The sequence below is a fragment of the uncultured Mailhella sp. genome (assembly GCF_944324615.1).
Lineage (GTDB): Bacteria > Desulfobacterota > Desulfovibrionia > Desulfovibrionales > Desulfovibrionaceae > Mailhella.
Window position 1 is genome coordinate 1 of the sequence record NZ_CALUWY010000011.1, and the last position, 18,814, is coordinate 18,814.

The 18,814-nt window shown below is 60.3% G+C and carries 14 protein-coding genes, 1 tRNA gene and 1 other RNA gene; 14 read left to right on the forward strand and 2 right to left on the reverse strand.

Annotated features, from left to right (window positions below):
* Window positions 1-1,220: 1,220 nt before the first annotated feature.
* A complete protein-coding gene (locus tag Q0K07_RS04260; RefSeq protein WP_294556876.1) occupies window positions 1,221-1,484 on the forward strand; it encodes a phage regulatory CII family protein in 264 nt (87 codons plus the stop codon).
* A 1-nt stretch (window position 1,485) separates the two neighbouring features.
* Here the strand turns inward: Q0K07_RS04260 and Q0K07_RS04265 are convergent, their stop codons facing one another.
* Entirely contained in the window at window positions 1,486-1,995 is a 510-nt protein-coding gene (locus tag Q0K07_RS04265; RefSeq protein WP_294556877.1) for a C40 family peptidase, read from the reverse strand.
* 325 nt (window positions 1,996-2,320) lie between these two features.
* Here Q0K07_RS04265 and Q0K07_RS04270 point away from each other — a divergent pair, with 325 nt between their 5' ends.
* The 7 genes from Q0K07_RS04270 to Q0K07_RS04300 all read left to right on the forward strand — a co-directional run bounded on the left by Q0K07_RS04270 (window position 2,321) and on the right by Q0K07_RS04300 (window position 9,638).
* Window positions 2,321-2,674, forward strand: coding sequence for a phage regulatory CII family protein (locus Q0K07_RS04270; protein ID WP_294556880.1), 354 nt, complete (start codon window positions 2,321-2,323; stop codon window positions 2,672-2,674).
* Window positions 2,675-3,220: 546 nt separating this feature from the next.
* An RNA gene (ffs, locus tag Q0K07_RS04275) (signal recognition particle sRNA small type) lies at window positions 3,221-3,316 on the forward strand.
* Window positions 3,317-3,565: 249 nt separating this feature from the next.
* A tRNA-Leu gene (locus tag Q0K07_RS04280) sits at window positions 3,566-3,650 on the forward strand.
* Window positions 3,651-4,199: 549 nt separating this feature from the next.
* The gene (locus Q0K07_RS04285; protein ID WP_294556883.1) at window positions 4,200-6,101 is read left to right on the forward strand and encodes an NAD(P)/FAD-dependent oxidoreductase; all 1,902 of its coding nucleotides are present in this window, start codon (window positions 4,200-4,202) and stop codon (window positions 6,099-6,101) included.
* A gap of 196 nt (window positions 6,102-6,297) precedes the next feature.
* The gene (locus tag Q0K07_RS04290; protein WP_294556886.1) at window positions 6,298-7,161 is read left to right on the forward strand and encodes an amidohydrolase family protein; all 864 of its coding nucleotides are present in this window, start codon (window positions 6,298-6,300) and stop codon (window positions 7,159-7,161) included.
* Between the two features lie 204 nt (window positions 7,162-7,365).
* Window positions 7,366-8,742 carry an MmgE/PrpD family protein gene (locus Q0K07_RS04295; protein ID WP_294556889.1) on the forward strand — a complete coding sequence of 459 codons (1,377 nt, stop codon included), beginning with the start codon at window positions 7,366-7,368 and terminating at the stop codon, window positions 8,740-8,742.
* Between the two features lie 110 nt (window positions 8,743-8,852).
* A complete protein-coding gene (locus tag Q0K07_RS04300) occupies window positions 8,853-9,638 on the forward strand; it encodes a nitroreductase family protein (RefSeq protein WP_294556892.1) in 786 nt (261 codons plus the stop codon).
* Window positions 9,639-9,867: 229 nt separating this feature from the next.
* On the opposite strand, the gene Q0K07_RS04305 is transcribed toward Q0K07_RS04300, so the two are convergent.
* Window positions 9,868-11,253 (reverse strand): sigma 54-interacting transcriptional regulator, encoded by a 1,386-nt coding sequence (locus Q0K07_RS04305; RefSeq protein WP_294556895.1) that lies wholly within the window; start codon window positions 11,251-11,253, stop codon window positions 9,868-9,870.
* 651 nt (window positions 11,254-11,904) lie between these two features.
* Here Q0K07_RS04305 and Q0K07_RS04310 point away from each other — a divergent pair.
* From Q0K07_RS04310 to Q0K07_RS04335, 6 genes are all read left to right on the forward strand, one after another.
* The gene (locus Q0K07_RS04310; protein ID WP_294556898.1) at window positions 11,905-12,390 is read left to right on the forward strand and encodes a TRAP transporter small permease; all 486 of its coding nucleotides are present in this window, start codon (window positions 11,905-11,907) and stop codon (window positions 12,388-12,390) included.
* A 5-nt stretch (window positions 12,391-12,395) separates the two neighbouring features.
* A complete protein-coding gene (locus tag Q0K07_RS04315; protein ID WP_294556901.1) occupies window positions 12,396-13,667 on the forward strand; it encodes a TRAP transporter large permease in 1,272 nt (423 codons plus the stop codon).
* 23 nt (window positions 13,668-13,690) lie between these two features.
* Window positions 13,691-14,695, forward strand: a complete 1,005-nt coding sequence (locus tag Q0K07_RS04320; protein WP_294556904.1) for a TRAP transporter substrate-binding protein — start codon at window positions 13,691-13,693, stop codon at window positions 14,693-14,695.
* A 409-nt stretch (window positions 14,696-15,104) separates the two neighbouring features.
* Complete coding sequence (locus tag Q0K07_RS04325; RefSeq protein ID WP_294556907.1) at window positions 15,105-15,995, forward strand: L-2-amino-thiazoline-4-carboxylic acid hydrolase; 891 nt, start codon at window positions 15,105-15,107, stop codon at window positions 15,993-15,995.
* A 232-nt stretch (window positions 15,996-16,227) separates the two neighbouring features.
* On the forward strand, window positions 16,228-17,778 hold the full coding sequence (locus tag Q0K07_RS04330; RefSeq protein WP_294556910.1) for an ABC transporter substrate-binding protein: 1,551 nt from the start codon (window positions 16,228-16,230) through the stop codon (window positions 17,776-17,778).
* 74 nt (window positions 17,779-17,852) lie between these two features.
* Window positions 17,853-18,806: an ABC transporter permease gene (locus tag Q0K07_RS04335; RefSeq protein ID WP_294556913.1), complete on the forward strand. Its 954-nt coding sequence runs from the start codon at window positions 17,853-17,855 to the stop codon at window positions 18,804-18,806.
* Window positions 18,807-18,814 lie beyond the last annotated feature (8 nt).

Consider the following 18,814-nt stretch of genomic DNA (forward strand, 5'->3'; position numbering starts at 1 on the left):
CGTCGTCCCTTCCCCAGGTCCGGCATACCGGACGCGCATTTTTTTTGCAGGGCGGGGCGTTTGGGGGAGATGGGGGGGCGGAGCCTGTCTGTTTCCCTCCGTTTTCCGGAGTCGGGCTTTTTTTGAGAAAAAACGGGAGGCGGGGAGCGCGGCCCTGTGTTCCCCTGCCGCACCCATGGAACAGAGCCGGGAAGCCGTTCTGCGGAGGGTGCGGGATACCGCGCGGCCCCGGCGCAGGCCCTTATGCTGCGCGGAGCATGCAGACAGGGCACGGGAGCGGTGCAGAGTGCAGGAAGGGCGGAGGCCTGCCCGGAGGCCCGGCAAAGAGGGCGCGATAGCGTATGCCGGGGCTCCATCAGTCAGGGAAGACTCAGGGGCGCCCGTCGTCCCTTCCCCAGGTCCGGCATACCGGACGCGCATTTTTTTTGCAGGGCGGGGCGTTTGGGGGAGATGGGGGGCGGAGTCTGTCGGATTTTTTCTTCTCTCTTATATAAGGATGGGAACCGGGCTTCTGCAGGACTTTTTTCTGTGCCTGCATTTTTTCCGGCAGGGCCCCCCCACGGGCGGGAGCCTTCCGAACGCTGCTTCTGATGACCTGCGCCTGTCCGGCCCCCAAGGATGCGGGGGCTTTTGTCTCCAGAGCCGTAAGCGGAAGCAGAAGAGGGATCCCACGGGGCGGGAGCCTTCGGCGGCCTGTTCCGTCTGTGCCGGAAGCCGGTCCCAGGGCCGTAAAAACGTCAGGCCGGCGGTATACCGTTTTTTTCCGTGTCTTCCGGGCAAAAGGCGGGCCGTGCAGGGCGCGGACGGCCGCGTTTTCCGGCAGAAAAGGGGGCGGAGCGGGGGAAAAGCAGGGGAAGGGGGATGCGGCCCTGTCCGCAGCGCGGGAAAAAGGCCTGCAAAGGGGAAAAATACCGAGTCCTCGGCGTGCACGGCCCTGTGCGGCCGACAGAGAGGCGGATTTTTCCTCCCTGTTTCATAATAACGCGATAATATCCTGTATCAGCATGAAAAAATATTGGTGATCCGCAAAGAATACGGGTATACCGATGCCGGTATTTTCAGAAAGGGGAAGGTAATTTCATGTATATGTTTATACGCAAAATAATTCAATAATTACAAAATAATAAAATCTAACATCTTTATAATTTACAATGCTCTTAGTAAAATATATAGGTTTATTGATAATAATGGAAAAACGGAATGTTTTTGGGGGTGCTCTTATGGTTCTGAGAGATTTTTCCTTCCTGGTTCAGGACGTGGTGATCAGTGCCCCGTGCGGCATTCAGATGCTTGCCCGTCAGGTGGGCAAGACCTATCCGGCCCTGATGCGGGAGGTGAATCCCTACGACAGGGGCGCGAAGCTGGGCGCGGATACGCTTTTGCGCATCATGGAAGTCAGCCGCGACGTGCGGCCTCTGGAATACATGGCGCGCCTCATGGGCATGCGCCTGGAACGGGCGCAGGGGAAGCCTTCCGGGGAATGAATCAGCGCCGGGCCACGCGGCGGGCCGTCACATAGTAGCGGTCCCAGTAGTTGACCTTCAGCGATTCGATGCGGACGCGGGCCCGGGGTTTGGGGCTGTGCACAAAGTTGCTCTGCCCGATGTAGATGCCGGTGTGGTAGCCGGAGCGGGGGATTTTGAAGACCACGATGTCGCCGGGGCGGAGATTGCTGCGCTTGATGCGCCTGCCTGCGGAGGCCTGATCGCGGCTGATGCGCGGCACGTCGATGCCGTTTCGGGCGCAGACCCAGTAGACGAGGCCCGAGCAGTCAAAACCCCGGGAAGGAGAGGAGCCGCCGGAAACATAGGGCCGCCCGAGCTGACTTTTGGCGGTGGCGGCAATGGCCGCGCCGCTGCCGGTGACTGCGCGGTTCTGAGTATAGGTCGGGCGATAGGTCTGCTTGCCGCAGCCCGTCGCAAGAGTGGCGACAGCCGCGCACAGAAACAGCAGGAAGAATCGCCGGAACAGGGAAAAGGCACGAATCGTCATCATGGCGTGGCAGACCCTCCGAAGGTGAAAGGGTATTCATCCCTTTTAAGCCATGCGAAAAAAAGTTGCAAGTCGGAATGCAATACGGATGATGAAGGCATAAGCGTGAATATATGCGTACTCTGGGGAACGGCGGAGTGAATTATTATTCCGCATTTTTTCTTTCTGTTTCTATAACATTGAAATGTATTATTTTTTATTGTGTTTTTCTTGACGGAAAGTATCAAACATGGAATACACTGATACCGGTGTTTTTGTATCATTTCCTTAGGAAAGCGTCAGAGTGCTGAACAGACAGAAAGGTTTTTGGAACAGCAAGGAGGTTTTTATGGTATCAGAGCTTTCCACACTTATTCATAATCTGGTTCTTGACAATCCCGTGCCTGCCAAAGATCTGGCAAAGGCCATAGGCAAGCCGTACTCCACGCTTCTGCGTGAGGTGAATCCCTATGATACGGGTGCGAAGCTCGGCGCGGAAACGCTGTTGCAGATCATGTTGCAGACGGGCGATACCAAGCCGCTGGAATACATGGCGGGCAAGCTCGGCTATGCGCTGGTGTCGAGCAGAGCGGAAGCGCCGCATGTCACGCCCGGCGCATTCCAGGCGCAGCCTTCGGGCGGACAGATGGGCGTTTCCGTACTGGAAGGCGGTCAGAGCGGCGAGAGGGAACGCAGAATCTGACGGGGCAAGCCTTCTCCGTCTTCCTTCAGGAAGGCCCGCCCTGGAAGCTTTTCTGCCCGCAGACGGAAACATCCGTGCGGACGCGGCGCGTTACGCGGTTTTTCCGGCTCTCTGCGAAAAACAGGGGGGGGCGCGTGGCCTGCTCAGGAGAGGCGCTCCGGGCACGCAGGTCTCACGGAGTGAGGCCGGGCGCCTGTACGCAGAAAAGAAGAGGGCGGGACAAGGTGTTGTGACGTATCCGACACCATGACCCGTGCCGGCGGCCTGCCGGCGCTTTCAGGGAAATGCTTTGAGCCGCGCCGGAGCGGTGCGAAGGGCGACTGGGGGTGAAGACGGATGAGATGCCGTTTCCGCCCCCTGTCCTTTTAAAGGGTTCTGCCTTCAGGGGCGGGCCGCTGTGCCGGGCGGGTCGTCTCAGGCATCGTTTTTCCGGCCCCGGCCGGAACAGCGCGGGAAAGGCGCGCCGCCCTCCGGGAAGCGGGGGCAGGCCCGGCCGGAACTTGACAAGGGGGGCCTTCCGGTATAGAGTCATTGTTCAGCAACGATTTCAGGGAACCGGACGGCGGTCGCGCCGCCAACCCCGCCAGGTCCGAAAGGAAGCAACGGTAACGGTTGTTGCCGGGTGTCCGGTTCCCAAAAGGGCGCAGAGCTTTCTGCGCCCTTTTGTTTTATCCGGATGCCGGGCAGGGGCCCCTGCGGCAGAAGGCGCGGGCCCCGTCGGCAGACGTGGCCGGAAGGCGCTCTGCCCGGGAATTTGGGCCTGGCACGACGTGCCGGGGGGCGTTTCATGCCGCTTTTTCCGGGGTGCGGAAGCGCCTTCGGCAGAAAAATGAAAAAAGTGGTGGAAAAAGACTTGCCAAAGCCCGGCGTTTTTTATAGAAGAACAGCTGTGCCCAGGTGGTGGAATTGGTAGACACACTATCTTGAGGTGGTAGCGCCGAATGGCGTGGGAGTTCGAGTCTCCCCCTGGGCACCAGTCAGCAAGCAGGAGCAGCAGACGTAAGTCTGCGGCTCTTTTGCGTTAATGCGCCTTTTGCGGAGCCGGGCACGGCCCGCATGTCCGGGAAGGGCGGCCGCTTCTCTGTCTGCTCCGGGCATCGCTTCCCTGCGGGGCGTGTCCCGGAGGCAAGGCCGGGCTGTTCCCCGGGCCGGGAGGCGCGCCGAAACGTGCCGGGCCGTTTTCCGGCCGTCAGGGGCGGTATGGGGCCGTGTTTTTTGCCGGAGAAAAGGCGGACCCGGCTCCGGGAAGGAACGTTCCGTGCGAGGGGACGTTTCCCGCCTTTTTCGCGCCTTGTTTTCCCCACCGCCTGTCCATGTTTTTCCGCCTTTCCCGTTCCGGGAGGGCGGCTTTTTTGTACCCGGAAGGGGGAGGCGCCCCGGGGACAAGCGCGCCCGGCGGCGGAAGCCGTTTTTTTACCCTGAAAAAAGTGCAATAAAACATATTGGAATTATTTGTGAAAATTATTATGGCACGCATTTTGCTTAAAGAAAAATGCCAGTTTCACAAGATGTCCGAGGTTGTTTTATGCAGACGCTATTCACCCCTGTTTCCATCGGCGCGCTGACGTTGAAGAATCGTTTCATGATGTCGCCCATGGAAAACGGCATGGCCCATGTGGGGGGCATGGTCAGCGACAGGCTGACGGAGTTTTTTGCCGAACGTGCGCGCCGGGGCGTGGCCCTCATCATGACCGGTTCCGTCGCCGTTTCCCCGGAAGGGGCGGGGCTTCCGGCGCAGATAGGCATTTATGACGACCGCTTCGTGCCCGGTCTGACCAGTCTCTGTGCAAGAATCCATGCCGAAGGCGGCCGCATAGGGGCGCAGCTGTATCATGCCGGCAGGCAGGCCACGGAGGCGACGACGGGCCTTTGCCCCGTGGCGCCCTCGGCGCTGCCCTGTCCTCTTCTCGGCAATCATCCCCGTGCGCTTGAGGCTTCCGAACTGCCGGATCTGGTGCGGAAGTTCGGCGATGGCGCGCGCCGCGCCGTAAAGGCGGGTTTCGATCTGCTGGAAGTGCACTTCGCCCACGGCTATCTGCTGGCGAGTTTTCTTTCCCCGCATTCCAACAGGCGCACCGACGAATACGGGGGCAGCCTCGAAAACCGCTGCCGTTTCCCCCTTGCCGTGCTCCGGGAGGTCATCCGGGCGGCGGAAGGCCGGGTACCCGTGACCATACGCATTTCCGTTTCCGAATTTCTTGAAGACGGACTCACGTTTGAGGAAGTGAAGAAGATATGCCTTCTGGCGCAGGAAGCGGGCGCGCAGGCGGTGAGCGTCACCGCAGGCTGCTATGAATCCATCCATACCAGCATTCAGCCCATGTTCGTGCCGCAGGGCTTTCTCATTCCCTATGCCGCAACGCTGAAGAAGCTGCTTTCCGTGCCCGTCATCGTGGCGGGCAGGCTCAACGACGCGGCGCTGCTGGAACGCTGCGTGGCCGAAGGTCTGGCCGACATGGTGGCCGTGGGGCGCGGCCTCATTGCCGATCCGGGCCTGGTGGAAAAAATACGCGACGGCAGGCCGGAGGATATCCGCTACTGCGTGGCCTGCAATCAGGGCTGCTGCGACGCTCTGTTCCGGGGGGAAAGCGTGGGCTGCATGCTCAACGCCCGGGCCTCCTTTGAGCGGGAACGCCGCATTCTGCCGGCAGAAGTGAAAAAGAACGTGGCCATCGTGGGCGCAGGCCCGGCAGGCATGGAGACCGCCCGCGTGGCCGCCATGCGCGGCCACAACGTCACGCTGTTTGAAAGGGGCGAGACGGGGGGCAAGCTTTCCCTCATCGCAGCTCCGCCGGAAAAGGACAGTTTTCTTCTGTTCTCTTCCTATCTGAAGACGCAGCTCGACAAGGCCGGGGTGCGCATCATCCGGCGCGAGGTGCGTTCGCCCGAAGACATTGCCGAAGTCTCCCCCGACCATGTGGTCATCGCCACCGGCGCGCAGCAGACCATTCCGCCCATCCCCGGCGCGGATCTGCCGTGCGTGATGCCTGCTGAAGACGTGCTGGCAGGGCGGCGTTTCCCCGGGGCTTCCGCCGTCATCATCGGCGGGGGGCTCGTGGGGGTGGAGACCGCGCATTTTCTTGCCGCAAAAGGGGTGAAGGTGACCATTCTGGAAAAGCTCGACGCCGTGGCCCGCGAGGCGGGCGCCACCTGCGTGGAGCATATCCATGACATGCTGAAGAAGTACGCCGTCGATGTGCGGACCGGCGTGAACATCGAGTGCATCACGAAGGAGGGCGTCCGCACGTCGGAAGCCTTCCATGCCGCGGAAGCCGTGGTCATTGCGGCAGGCTATGCTCCCCGCACGGGCCTTGCGGACGCCATGCGTCGGGCCTTCGGTCAGGTTTCCGTCATCGGTGATGCGCGCGGCAGTGCCAACGTGCTTCAGGCCGTGCACGACGGTTTCCTCTGCGCCTCGCAGCTGTAGTTTCACAGTCTTTCCGCCGGGCCTCTTCCGGCCCGGCCGGCAGCGACGCCCCGGCTCCGGCCGTACCGCAGGGCGGGTCGTCGACGTGTTCTTTCATGACGCCGGATGTGCCGTGCACGGTCCGTGCGTCGCCGGGCGCTTCGCGGCGAAGCCGCCCCAACCCTGCCCCGGCAGGTTTTCAACAAGGAGCTGTTCCATGATTATTGATTTCCGTGTGCGTCCTCCGTTCAAGAGCAATCTGAACCTCGCCATCTTCGGCCATGCCTGGGACAAGCCCGAACGCCCCGAGGAGGAAATGTTCAGCACCATGGGCCGCGAAGCCATTCCTTCCGCCGATCAGCATTCCGTGCCGCTGCTCATGGAGGAAATGGCGGAAGTGGGCGTGACAAAGGCCGTGCTCATGGGGCGTATCAGCGAAACGGGCGTATCCCACGGCGGTTCGGTGAATGCCGACTCCCTGGAACTGACGAAGATGTATCCCGATATCTTCCAGGCCTTTGTGGCCATTGAGCCGCGGGATCCCCATGCCGTGGAAACCATTGAGGAATATGTGGGCAGAAAGGGCTTCAAGGGCGTGTGCATCGACCCGAGCTTCAGCACGCCCCCTCTGCATTCCGACGATGCCGAGATCGACCCCGTCTATCGGTACTGCGAAGAACACGGCATCATCGTTTCCATCATGCAGAGCGGCATTTATGTGCCGGACATGAGCTATGCCGATCCGCTGCGCATAGAACGTGTGGCCATACGCTTCCCGCGCCTGACCATCATCGTGCCCCATGCCTGCTGGCCCTTCATCGACGGGCTCATGGGCGTGGCCATGGTGCACCGGAACATTTACCTTCTGCCCGACTGCTACGCCTATCTTCCGGGCATGTGCGGCGTGGACAACATCGTGAACGCAGGCAACCACATCCTCAAGTACCGCATGCTTTACGCCAGCAGCTACCCCGTGCGGGGCATAAAGCAGAGCTACGAACTGTGGACCCGGCTCGGCTTCACGGATGAGGCTCTGCGCCTGAACATGTACGAGAACGCCGCGCGGCTGCTGCAGCTTTAGACTGCCGCACTGTCCGGCATGCCGGAGAGGCGCGGTGCGCACCCCGCGCCTTTTCTCCGGACGGCCATGGACTTTCCCGGCCATGGCCGTCCGGAGACCGGCGGCCGCAGGATAAAGGAAATCTAGCCAGGGGCGCGGCTTTCACGTTATCATCCGGTTTCGTGGGGGGCTTTTCCCCTGCGTTCCGCTCTTTGGAGAAAAGACATGGACGCGATTTTGGAACTTGCCGAATTTATCCGCCGGACCACATTCAGCGACATACCCGGGCGGGTGCTGGAGCACGACAAGCTCATCATCATGGATACGCTGGGCGTGGGTCTTGCCGGTTCTTCCGCCCCCGGCGTGGCGGAACTTGCCCAGTGGGCGAAGGAAATGGGCGGCCCCGCGCGCAGCACCATGCTGGTGTTCGGGGAAAAGGTGCATCCCATGTATGCGGGCATGGTCAATGCGACCATGTTTCAGGCCCTGGACTTCGACGACACCAACGACGACGCCTTCCTGCATTCGCACTGCACCTGCCTTTCCACGGCGCTCGCCGTGGCGGAGAGCCTGGGCGGCTGTTCGGGAGAGAAGCTCCTTGAGGCCGTCATTCTCGGGGCGGAAGTCATGGGCCGCATCGGTCGTTCCTGCACGGGCCTGGCCCGCTTCACCCATACCGGCACCATGGCCTATTTCGGCGCCACGGCCGTGGCGGGCAAGCTTCTGGGGCTTTCGGTAGAGGAGCTTGTGGACGCCTTCGGCATCATGTACGCCCAGGTGTCCACCACGCTTCAGTCCAATATCGACGGCGCGCTGGTGAAAAGAATGCATCCCGCCTTCGGCGTGCGCGGGGCGCTCACCGCATGCATGCTGGTGAAAAAGGGCTTTACCGGCGCGAAAAACGTGCTTGAGGGCCGCTACGGCTACATGAATCTTTACGAATCGGGGCAGTACGACCGCAAGGCCATGCTGGACGGTCTCGGCAGCGACTGGGATGTCATGAACATCGGCATCAAGCCCTTCCCCTGCGCCCGCGACTGCGCCGGAGCCCTGGAATGCGGCATAGCCCTGCGGGAGCAGGGGAAGGCCGATCTTGAGCGTATTCGTTCCATTCACATCGACATGCCGGAAATCACCTGGTCCGTGGCCGGAAAGCCCTATGCGGAAATTTCCGGCAACATCGTGGTGGAAAGCATCCTGAGTTCCGCATGGTGCGGTGCTCTGGGGCTCTGCCGCGGTACGGCCCGCCTGGAGGACTTCACGCCCGAGGGCACGCGCGATGCCGCCGTGGCCGCCGTGGCCGCGAAAACGACCATGAGCGTGGACAGAAGCGCCCCTCCCATGGACATGACCCCCGTGACCATGACCATCACCTATGTCGACGGAACCACGGCCTCCCATACCTGCCGCAGACTGACGGGTATGCCCGACACGCTTCCCGACATGGAGAGCATGCAGCGCAAGTTCCGCGACTGTGCGGAACATGCCCGCATGCCGTTCGGCCGCGAAAGGCAGGACTGCATCATCGACATGGCGCTGAACCTGGAACAGTGCCCCGACGTGGGCAGACTTGTGGAACTCATGTGCGCTGAAAAGCGCTAGAATATGGAGCAGAAGCCCTCCCGCCCGGGCATGGAAATGGCGGAACCGCATCCCTTCCGGAGCGGTCCGCCGGGCGGGGCATATCCTTTCAACCTGCAAGGGAGCACCGCATGGGAATTGAAATCCTTCACGACAGATGTCTGTCCTGCGAATGCTGCGTCAGTGCATGCCGGCGTTATATTTTCAGGATGGGGGGCAAGGGAAAAATAGAAATAGATCAGAACCTGCTTCCGCTGTGCATGCACTGCGGCCACTGCACGGCCGTGTGCCCGGGCGAGGCCATAGTGCTGGACGGCGTGCCCTCCGCCTCCTTGCCGGAACTTCCGGCAAATCTGGGCCTTTCCCCCGACGCGCTCATGCTCTTTCTCAAGAGCAAGCGCTCCGTGGGAGCCTATTCCTCGCGGGAGGTGCCCCGGGAAGTGCTGGAAAAGGCCCTGGACGCGGCCAACTACGCGCCTTCCGCAAGAGGGGCGCATCCCGTGCGCTGGGTGGTCATTACCGAACCTGCGAACAGGGAACGCCTGCTTCAGGAAATGCTTCCCTACTATGAACATGCCGAAGATGTCACTTCGCGCAGTCATTACGAAAATTACCTGAAGGGCGTGGATTCCCTGCTGCGTTACGCGCCCTGCATCGTACTGGCCTGTGCGCCCGAACATGTGTACGGGGAGGCGGACTGTGTTTCGGCCGCCACCTACCTTTCCCTCGCCCTGTATGCGCAGGGCGTGGCCTCGTGCTGGGCGGGCAGCATTCTTGCCCTCACCCGGCAGGGAAGCCTGAAAAGCGTTGCCGTGCCCGAAGGCTGTGAAGCCTATGCCGCGCTCATGGTAGGCTACCCGGACGAGAACTTCCTCAAACTGCCGCACAGGCCCGATCCCGTGGTGACCTTCATGTAGGCACACCCCTGCTGCCGGGCGCAGGGCGGAATACGCCGCCGCGCCCGGAAAGGCATGCTCACGCCCGGCCTTTCCGCCTGCCGGGCGGAAACGCTCCGGCGGACGCGAAGAGATGCGTCCGCCGGAGTATTTTTTATTGTGCGCGGCGCTTTCCCAAGGCTCCGCAGGGCAGAGGCGCTTGTGCCGCATTCCGGCCGGGACCGCCGGAGAAGGGCGCTCCCGGTCTTTTTCACTCCTGGTTGTCGGAAGGCCAGCTCAGGCCGTGCTGCTTCATTTTCCGCAGCACGGTCTTCTGGTCCACGCCGAGCACTCTTGCGGCCTTGCGGGAGGAGCCGCAGCTCCGGATCACTTCCCGGAGCAGCGCCTTTTCGCATTCCTGCACGGCCGCGCGCAGCGTGGGGAATTCCGTCTGGCGCGGGGCCTTGTAGTTCTGCCGTATCTTCGAGGGGAGATAGTTGGGGCTGACGATGGAATACGGGCAGAAGGTCAGCGCCTGTTCCACCGTGTTTTCCAGCTCGCGTATGTTGCCGGGCCAGGGATATTCCATGAGCATGCGTTCCGTCATGCGGGAAAAGTACTTCTTTTCCTTGTACTTTTTTTCAAACTTTTCCGCAAAGTGGCGGCACAGGGGCATAATGTCGGCCTTTCTTCTGCGCAGAGGAGGGATTTCTATTTTTATCACGTTGATGCGGTAGTAGAAATCCTCGCGGAAGCGGCCTTCCTCCACCAGCTTTTCCAGATGCTGATTGGTGGCCGTGATGAAGCGCACGTCCAGATTGATGGCCTTCTTGCTGCCCAGGCGCATGATGGAACGGTTCTGGAGCGTGCGCAGAAGCTTCACCTGTACCGTGGGCGACAGGTCGCCTATCTCGTCCAGAAACACCGTGCCCTTGTTGGCCATTTCCAGAAGCCCCATGCGCGAGGTGGTCGCGCCCGTGAACGCCCCCTTCTCATAGCCGAACAGCTCCGATTCCAGAAGATTTTCCGGGATGGCGGAACAGTTGATGGGCACATACGGCCCGGAACTGCGCGGTGAAAGCTTGTGAATGATGCCGGCTATGCCGTCCTTGCCCACGCCGGATTCGCCGATGAGCAGAACGGTGGCATCCCTGTCGGCCACGCGGGAAACGATTTTCATGACGGCCTTCATTTCCTCGCTCTCCACGATGAATCCGTCCGAATGATAGGAGGACTGCAGAAGATGCGAGGCTATCTGCTGGGCCAGCAGCGCGTCCTGCGCAAACTGCATGGCTCCCTTGTAGATGTTGAAGGCGATGATGAAGGCGATGTCTCCGTTTTCGTCCAGAATGGGATAGGTGGCTATGTCCGCAAGTTCCCCCGTGCGGGTGAGCACGTCCTTCTGACAGATGGGCTTGTGGGTCTTCAGCACCTGTTCCATGTTGCGGCTGGTGGAATAGCCCAGTTCCGACATGGTCACCGTGTTGTTCATGAGCACATCTTCCAGGCGTTCGACGCCGATGGCCTTCATGCCCGAAGGGTTGATGTAGAGCACGTCTCCCCGGGCGTTGAGAATCCAGACGCCGAAATTCTGAGCGTCGAGAAGTGTCCGGAAGCCGGAAGAAAAAACGGTGTTGAACTGCTCTGAGTCCGTCATGGCGACGCTCCTTCCTGAAAATGAGGTATTTCTGCCTCAGAATATTCCCTTGTTCCATTGTTAAGCAAGATGTTGCGGCAGATGGGGAGGGCCGGGGAGAAGGGGGAGAGAAGGCCCGCGGAAGGATATAAAAATAATAAAAGAATAAAGGTACTTTTATAAGGTGGAAACCGCCTTCTCCGGTAGGGTGAAATTAACATGCCCGGAGGGGCTTGTCAAATTTGCCTCATCCAGGAGGAGGACATAAATGCTTCACTTTGAGAGGAAAAATCATTTATTATAAGAATAATAACAGGTTAATAATCACTGACAAGTGAGGCAAAATTGTCCATGCTTAAAAAATTTCCTTAAAAACAGGGACATTTTTTGATTCGTTCAAAAAGTGACAAACGCTTTTTTCCCGGAAGGAAGGCGAATTCTTTCGCAGGTTCCGGGGAAAAGGGGCAGGGAAGGGCGTTTATTGGCACGGAATTTGCACAGTCCAGGGTAAAGCCGCGTGTGGAAGCCCTGCCATAACGAAACTGGCCGGGCGGGCCTCCGCCCGGGGCTGCTGTGCGGGAGTTCAACCGGAACAGGAGGAGACTGCGGAACATTGCTTGTATCGTTCATACCGTCCAAGGTGTTTCTTGTCCGTTTTTTCTGGAGGTAGGCGTGTTACATCTCATCACCAAATATGTGGATCGGTGCGTGATTCTGCTGGGAGTAGCGTCTCTGGGCATACTGGTTTTCGTGGCGTTTCTCCAGGTGGTCATGCGGTATGTGTTCTCCCATGCACTGCCGTGGCCGGAAGAACTGTGCCGGTTCATGTTCATCGCGCTGGCCTATGTCGGCATCGCGCTCACCATGCGCGGTGACAGGCATCTGTGCGTGGATCTGCTGCTCACCTACAGTCCCCGCGGCGTGCAGAAGATTCTCCGTCTGTTTTCCCTGGGCTGCACGGCGGCCTTCATGCTGCTGCTCGGGTATCTCTCCTATCAGATGATATGGGAGGTGAAGGCCATGAACTATATGGCTTCCTCCATGCCCGTGCCCATTTACATAACATGGATACCCATACCGCTTTGTATATGGCTTTCGGCGTTCTATGCGATCCTCAACATGATCGCCGTGCTGAAAAATGAGAAAACAGGAGACTGAGCGACATGGATCCATCCCTCATACTTCTTTTCTGTCTGCTGCTCGGGGGGCTCGCCCTCACGCTGCACATAGGCACGGCCATCGGCGTTGCGGTACTTGCAGCCTGCTGGTACAACGACATTCCCTTCGCTCTGCTCGTGCAGAAATGCTACGATACCTTTGATTCCTTTCCCCTCATGGCTCTGCCGTTCTTCGTACTTGCCGGCGATATCATGCAGCGGGGAAGCATGGCCCGCGCGCTGCTGGATTTTGCAAGCACGCTGGTAAGGCACATCACCGGCGGTCTTTCCCTGGTTTCCGTGCTCACCTGTCTGTTCTACGGAGCGCTCTGCGGTTCTCCGCCCGCCACCACGGCGGCCGTCGGCGGCATACTCATCCCGCCCATGGAAAAGGAAGGCTATTCCAAAACCTTTGCAACTTCGGTGAACAGCGCCTCGGGCTGCCTCGGCGCGCTCATTCCCCCGAGTACTCCCGCCATCATCTTCGGTGCGACGGCAGGCTGTTCCATCAGTGACCTGTTCATCGGCGGCATATTGCCCGGCATCGTCACCGGCGTGGCCTTCATGGTGATTTCCGCCTGGATATCCGCAAGGCATCACTACGGCATCAAGGCTCCCAGGGCCACGGCCCGGGAACGCCTCACCGCGGCGTGGAACGCCAAGTGGGCGCTCATCGTTCCCTTCATCGTGCTCGGCGGCATCTACACGGGCATCACCACCCCCACCGAAGCCGGTGTGGTGGCGGCCGTGTACGCACTCCTGGCAGAAACCTTCATCAACAAGACCATGACGCCCCGGAAGGTGGTGGAAATCTTCACCTCCACCATCAAGACCACGGGCATGATCTTCTACGTCATCATCATGGCCACCGCCATGGGTATTCTTCTGGTCAGCCAGAACGCCGACGCCGTGGTGGCCGACATGTTCGCCTCCATATCCACCAACGCCCATGTGCAGTTCTTCCTGGTGGCCACGCTCATTCTCATTCTGGGCACCTTCATGGAACCCGGTTCCATCATTCTGCTCATGACGCCCATTCTCCTGCCCGTGGTCGCGGCCTGCGGCATGGATCCCGTGCACTTCGGCGTCATCATGGTCTTCGGCACCGTGGTGGGCAACATCACGCCGCCCGTGGGACTCAACCTCTATGTGGGGTGCGGGCTCAGCGACATTCCCTTCGCCGCACTGAGCCGCGCCATTCTGCCCTACGTCTGGGTCATGCTGATCATCTACTATGTGCTGGTGTACATGCCCCAGTTCGCCCTGTTCCTGCTCTGATCCAACCTTATGAGGAGGTCATCGTGAAACATCTTACCCCTTCCCTTATTGTCGGCTGCATGGCGGCCTTCGGCCTGGTTCTGGGATACTCCGCCCCCGCCCTGGCGGCGAAGCACGTCAAGATCACCACCCACGGCAACACCTCGCATCCTCTCGTGGTGGCCATGGAGGAGATGAAGAAGTTCATTGAGGAAAAGACCGGCGGCGAGTATGTGCTCGACATCTACCCGAGCTCCAAGCTCGGCACCATGGAAACCTGCTATCAGGGAATGCGCCTCGGTACCGTCCACATGGTGGTGGAAGGCCCCTCCAACATCTGCAAGTTCGTGCCCGCCTTCAAGATCTTCGATCTGCCGTATCTGTTCCCGAATCAGGACATCGCCGATGAGATACTCTCCGGCCCCGTGGGCAAAAAGCTTCTCGCCGATACCAGCAATCCTTCCGTGACCATGCTCCGCTTCCTGCACTACGGTTCCCGCGTGCTGTTCACCACCACTCCGGTCAACAGTGCAAACGACCTCAAGGGCAAGAAGATACGCGCCTCCGGTTCCCCCGTGCACATCGCCGCGCTCGAGGCCTTCGGCATCAGCTCCGTGCCCATGCCAGTCACGGAAATCTATACCAGCCTTCAGCAGGGCGTCATCGACGGTACGGACGTGGATATTCCCGGCCAGTTCACCAACCGCTGGTATGAAAAGGCCAATCATGCCTTCATGAGCCGCCACATCTATGTGCCGCATCTGCTCATGGTTTCCACCGCATGGTGGAACAAGCTCCCCCAGGACGTGAAGAAGGTGTTCGAGGAAGCGGCGGACATGTACTGCAAGCGTTCGCGTGAGCTGCTCATTGAAAACGATGTCACGAGCCTCGACGCCATGAAGGAAAAGGGCCTCGTGGTCACGGAAATGAAGCCCGAGGAAGTGGCGCTCTGGAAGGAGGAGACCAAGGACCTGTACAAGCAGTTCCCGGATATTCCCGCCGATCTTCTGAACAGCATCCGCGCCGAAGTCGCCAGACTTGAGAAGTAGAAGACACACAGGCATCGGACGGAAACCGGCCCTTTTCCGAAGGGCGGGGCCGATTTCCCCACCGCCTGCCCATGTTTTTCCGCCTTTCCCGTTCCGGGAGGGCGGTTTTTTTTGTACCCGGAAGGGGGAGGCGGCTGTTTTTCCGCTGGTTGCATGTCGACAATATTCATTTTTTTTCCCGGAGGGCCGCATCCGGAAAAAGGCCTTTCTCCACGCGGATTTCGCGGCTTTTGGGGCGCGTTTTTTCCCCCGTGAGCGGGGGGAAGAGGGCGGTTTTTCGTCCAGAGAACTTGGCGGAAGCGTTGACAAGAAGAGGGATGTGTTTTTTAACGACTTATACTAATACTCTAATGAAATAAGGTAATAGGGCCATAAGGCCGTCTTTTTTTCAACCAGGAGAAGGGAAGGCATGACAAGAGAACAGGAACTTGAGATCGCCAGTTATCAGGACGCATGGTCGAAGCTTTACCTGCATCTCGCCACGGCGGCGGACCGGGAATTCGGCATCGACGGGGAACCGCTGCTGCGTGCAGCCGTGCGCCAGTTCGGCATCGACCGCGGCCTCGCCCAGCGCGAAAAGCATAAGAAGGCCGGGCTCAAGCTCAACATGGAAAACCTTTTCGGGCACGGCGATCTGCCCGGCGATCCGCGTTTCCGCCGCAACAAGATACGCCTCACGGCGCAGGAACGCTTTTCCGAAACTCTGGTCTGCCCCATTGCGGAAATGTGGCGCAGCATGGACGGGCTGCGTCTCGGCCGTCTCTACTGCGAGGAATTCCATCACGCCAAGTTCGGCGCCTACGCCCCCCATTCCCAGACGAACCTGAGCCAGACCCTCACGCAGAACGATTCCTTCTGCCGTTTTTCCGTGTATCTGCGCCCCGGCAACCTCACGCCTGAGGAGAGAAAGGAAGCCTTTGCCGAATTCGACCCTGATTTTGATCCCGCCAGGGTGAAGCCTCTGGAACCGGTGACGGCCCATGACGGCTTCACCATGCTCTGCGTGCGCATCGTTCAGAACATCGTGGTGGTGATGCTCGACGCCTACGGCGAACGGGGCGAGGCCTGCATGCGTGCGGCCGTGCGCGAGTTCGCCGCCGACTTTGCCGGCTATCTCAAGGCCCGCGCCGCCGCGCTGGGCAGAAGCTTCGACCGCGCCTTTGCCGTGGCCAACACGCCGCTCGACTTTGCGCCCGACGGCCCCGGCGCCGCCATCTGGGCCTGCTACAGCGACCCGCGGCCGAGAAAGCTCTTTGAAGAAGAATTCTACAGCGCCTTCGGCATTCCCTTCGGCGCGTAGCGTGCACCGGCCTCCTGCGCCCTGAGCGGCGCGGGAGCGCCTGCCCGGGGGGCCCCTCCGGGCGGAAATGCCGCCGGGCCGCAAGATCCGGCCCACCTGTTTCTCGTGCCCGAGGCACGGCCCCGTCAGGGGATGAAGGACCCGGAACGCCCTCTCCGCATGGGGCGGGGAAAAGGGTTCCGGACAGGGAGAACCGCCCCGGAAGGCGTGTTTCTCCATACTGGAGGCTTCCATGTACCTATTTGAGAACAATCGCTTTTCCCGCCGCACCTTCCTTAAAGGCATGGCCGCGGGAGCGGCTGCGGTGACCCTGTGCGGAGTGCCCGGTCTTGCTCTGGCGAACGCCCCCAAACGGGGCGGCACGCTCCGCGTGAGCGTGAGCCGTGAGCTGAAGTCTCTGAACCCCTACCGGCATGTGAACCTTTCGGAATACATGCAGGGCGAACTCATGTACAGCGGGCTTGTCAAGCTCTCCCACGAACTCAAGGCCGTGCCCGATCTGGCCGAAAGCTGGGAAAGCTCCGACGCCGTGACCTGGCGCTTCCGTCTGCGCAAGGGCGTGCGCTTCCAGAACGGCAAGGAAGTCACCGCCGACGACGCCGTGGCCTCCATCCGCAAGGTGCTGGATCCGGAAACCGCCTCCCCCGGCCGCAAGAACATAGGCCCCATCACCTCCGTGGATGTGGAGGACAAGTACACCGTCCGCGTGGTGACGGCCTATCCCTTCTCCTTCCTGCCGCAGTCCATGGCCTACCCCTGCATGAAGATCTGCCCTAAGGAAGTGCTGGAAGGCGACTATGCCTCCCTCGCCACAAAAGGATGCGGCAGCGGCCCCTTCAAGCTGCGTGAATATGTGCCCGGCACGCATGTCATCTTCGACCGCAACCCGGACTACTTCGACGGGGACAAGCCCTACCTCGACGAAGTGCAGATGCTCATCTTCCCCGATTCCGTGGCGGAAACCAACGCGCTGCTCACCGGTCAGAGCGACTGGGTGCTCGAAGCCAACATCAGCCAGCTTGCCAAGCTCAAGGAAGCGGGCATCGTGGTGACGCGCACGGGCAGCGGCCAGTTCCCCAGCGTGGTGTACGGCTGCGACATGAAGCCCTTCACGGATATGCGCGTGCGTCAGGCCATAAGCCTTTCCCTCGACAGGCAGATGGCCCTCGACATGTGCCTTGAGGGCTTCGGCCGCATAGGCAACGACAACCCCGTTTCTCCGGAATATCCCTTCTACCATCAGCTTCCCGAACGCAAGCAGGATCTGGACAAGGCCGCCCGTCTGCTCTCCGAGGCCGGATTCCGCTCTGGCAGCACCATTCCCATGTACATTGCCGCCGTGCCCGCGGTGCGCGGCAAGCTCGGCATCGTGCTGCAGCAGTGCGCGGCCCAGATCGGCGTGAAGATCAGGCTGCAGCATGTGGATTACAGCACCTTCCTCGACCAGTACTGGAAGAAGGCCAATTTCTATGTGGGCTTCTACAACATGCAGTCCTGCGAGGACGCGCTCTTCCAGCTGCTCTACACCTCCGACGCCTCGTGGAACGAAACGCGCTGGAACAACAAGAAGTTCGACCAGCTCGTGCTTCAGGCCCGCCAGCAGCTTGATCCGGAAAAGCAGCGCAAGGCCTTCGCCGACTGCCAGGAACTGCTGTATGAGGAAGTGCCCTCCTGCGTGCCCTTCTTCCTCGACCTTGTCTCCGCCTATCAGAGCAAGGTCAACGGCATCGTGCGCAATCCGAGAAATACCTTCTTCACCATTGAAAACGTCTGGCTGAGCTGACAGCCCAGGCCCGGAGGCGGGCGCATGCGCCCGCCCCCGCCGCGCCCGGCGCCAAGGGCGGAAAAGGGGAGAACATGAGTCCGGTTTATATCCTGAAACGCTTCTGTTTCATGCTTGTCACACTTTTTTGCATTTCCATCATCATTTTCGCCATCACCATGGTTCTTCCCGGCAATCTCGCCCAGGTCATCCTCGGGGAATTCGCCACGGATGACGCGCTGCGCGCTCTTGAGGAACAGATGGGCCTGAACCTGCCCTTCTACGAGCAGTACGGCAGATGGATATGGGGCGTGCTGCACGGCAACTTCGGCCATGCCCTTTCCATGGATCAGCCCATACTGCCCCTGCTGCTGTTCCGTCTGAAGAATTCCGCCATTCTGGCCGCCTTCAGCATCGTGATCGTGACCATCATCGCCATTCCCCTCGGCGTGTTTGCGGCCCTTCGCCGCAACAGCGCCGTGGACCGCATCATACAGGTGAGCTCCTACATCGGCATTTCCGTGCCGGAATTCGCCACGGGCTCGCTGCTCATCATCGCCCTTGCCGGCCCCGTGCTCAACCTCTTCCCCTCCGCAGGCTACGTCCCCTTTTCCGAAGACGTGCCGAAGGCCCTTTCCCACATCGTCCTGCCCGTGATGACGCTGGTCATCGTGCTCATCGCCCACATCATGCGTCAGACCCGTTCGGAAATGATACACGTCATGCAGTCCGACTATGTACGCAGCGCCCGCCTGCGCGGCCTGAGCAACACCATGGTGGTGTTCAAGCACGCGCTGCGCAACGCGCTCATGCCCACCATCACCGTGCTTGCGCTGGATGTGGGCTACCTCATCGGCAGCGTGGTGGTCATCGAGGAAGTCTTCGCCTATCCGGGCATAGGCCGCCTCATCGTCTACGCCGTGACCAGCCGCGACGTGCCGCTGCTTCAGGCCACCGTGCTTACCGTGGCCTGCGTGTACTGCCTGGTCAATTTCCTGGCCGACCTCGCCTACGGTCTGGTCAATCCGCGCATCCGTTATCATTCCTAGGGGAGCAG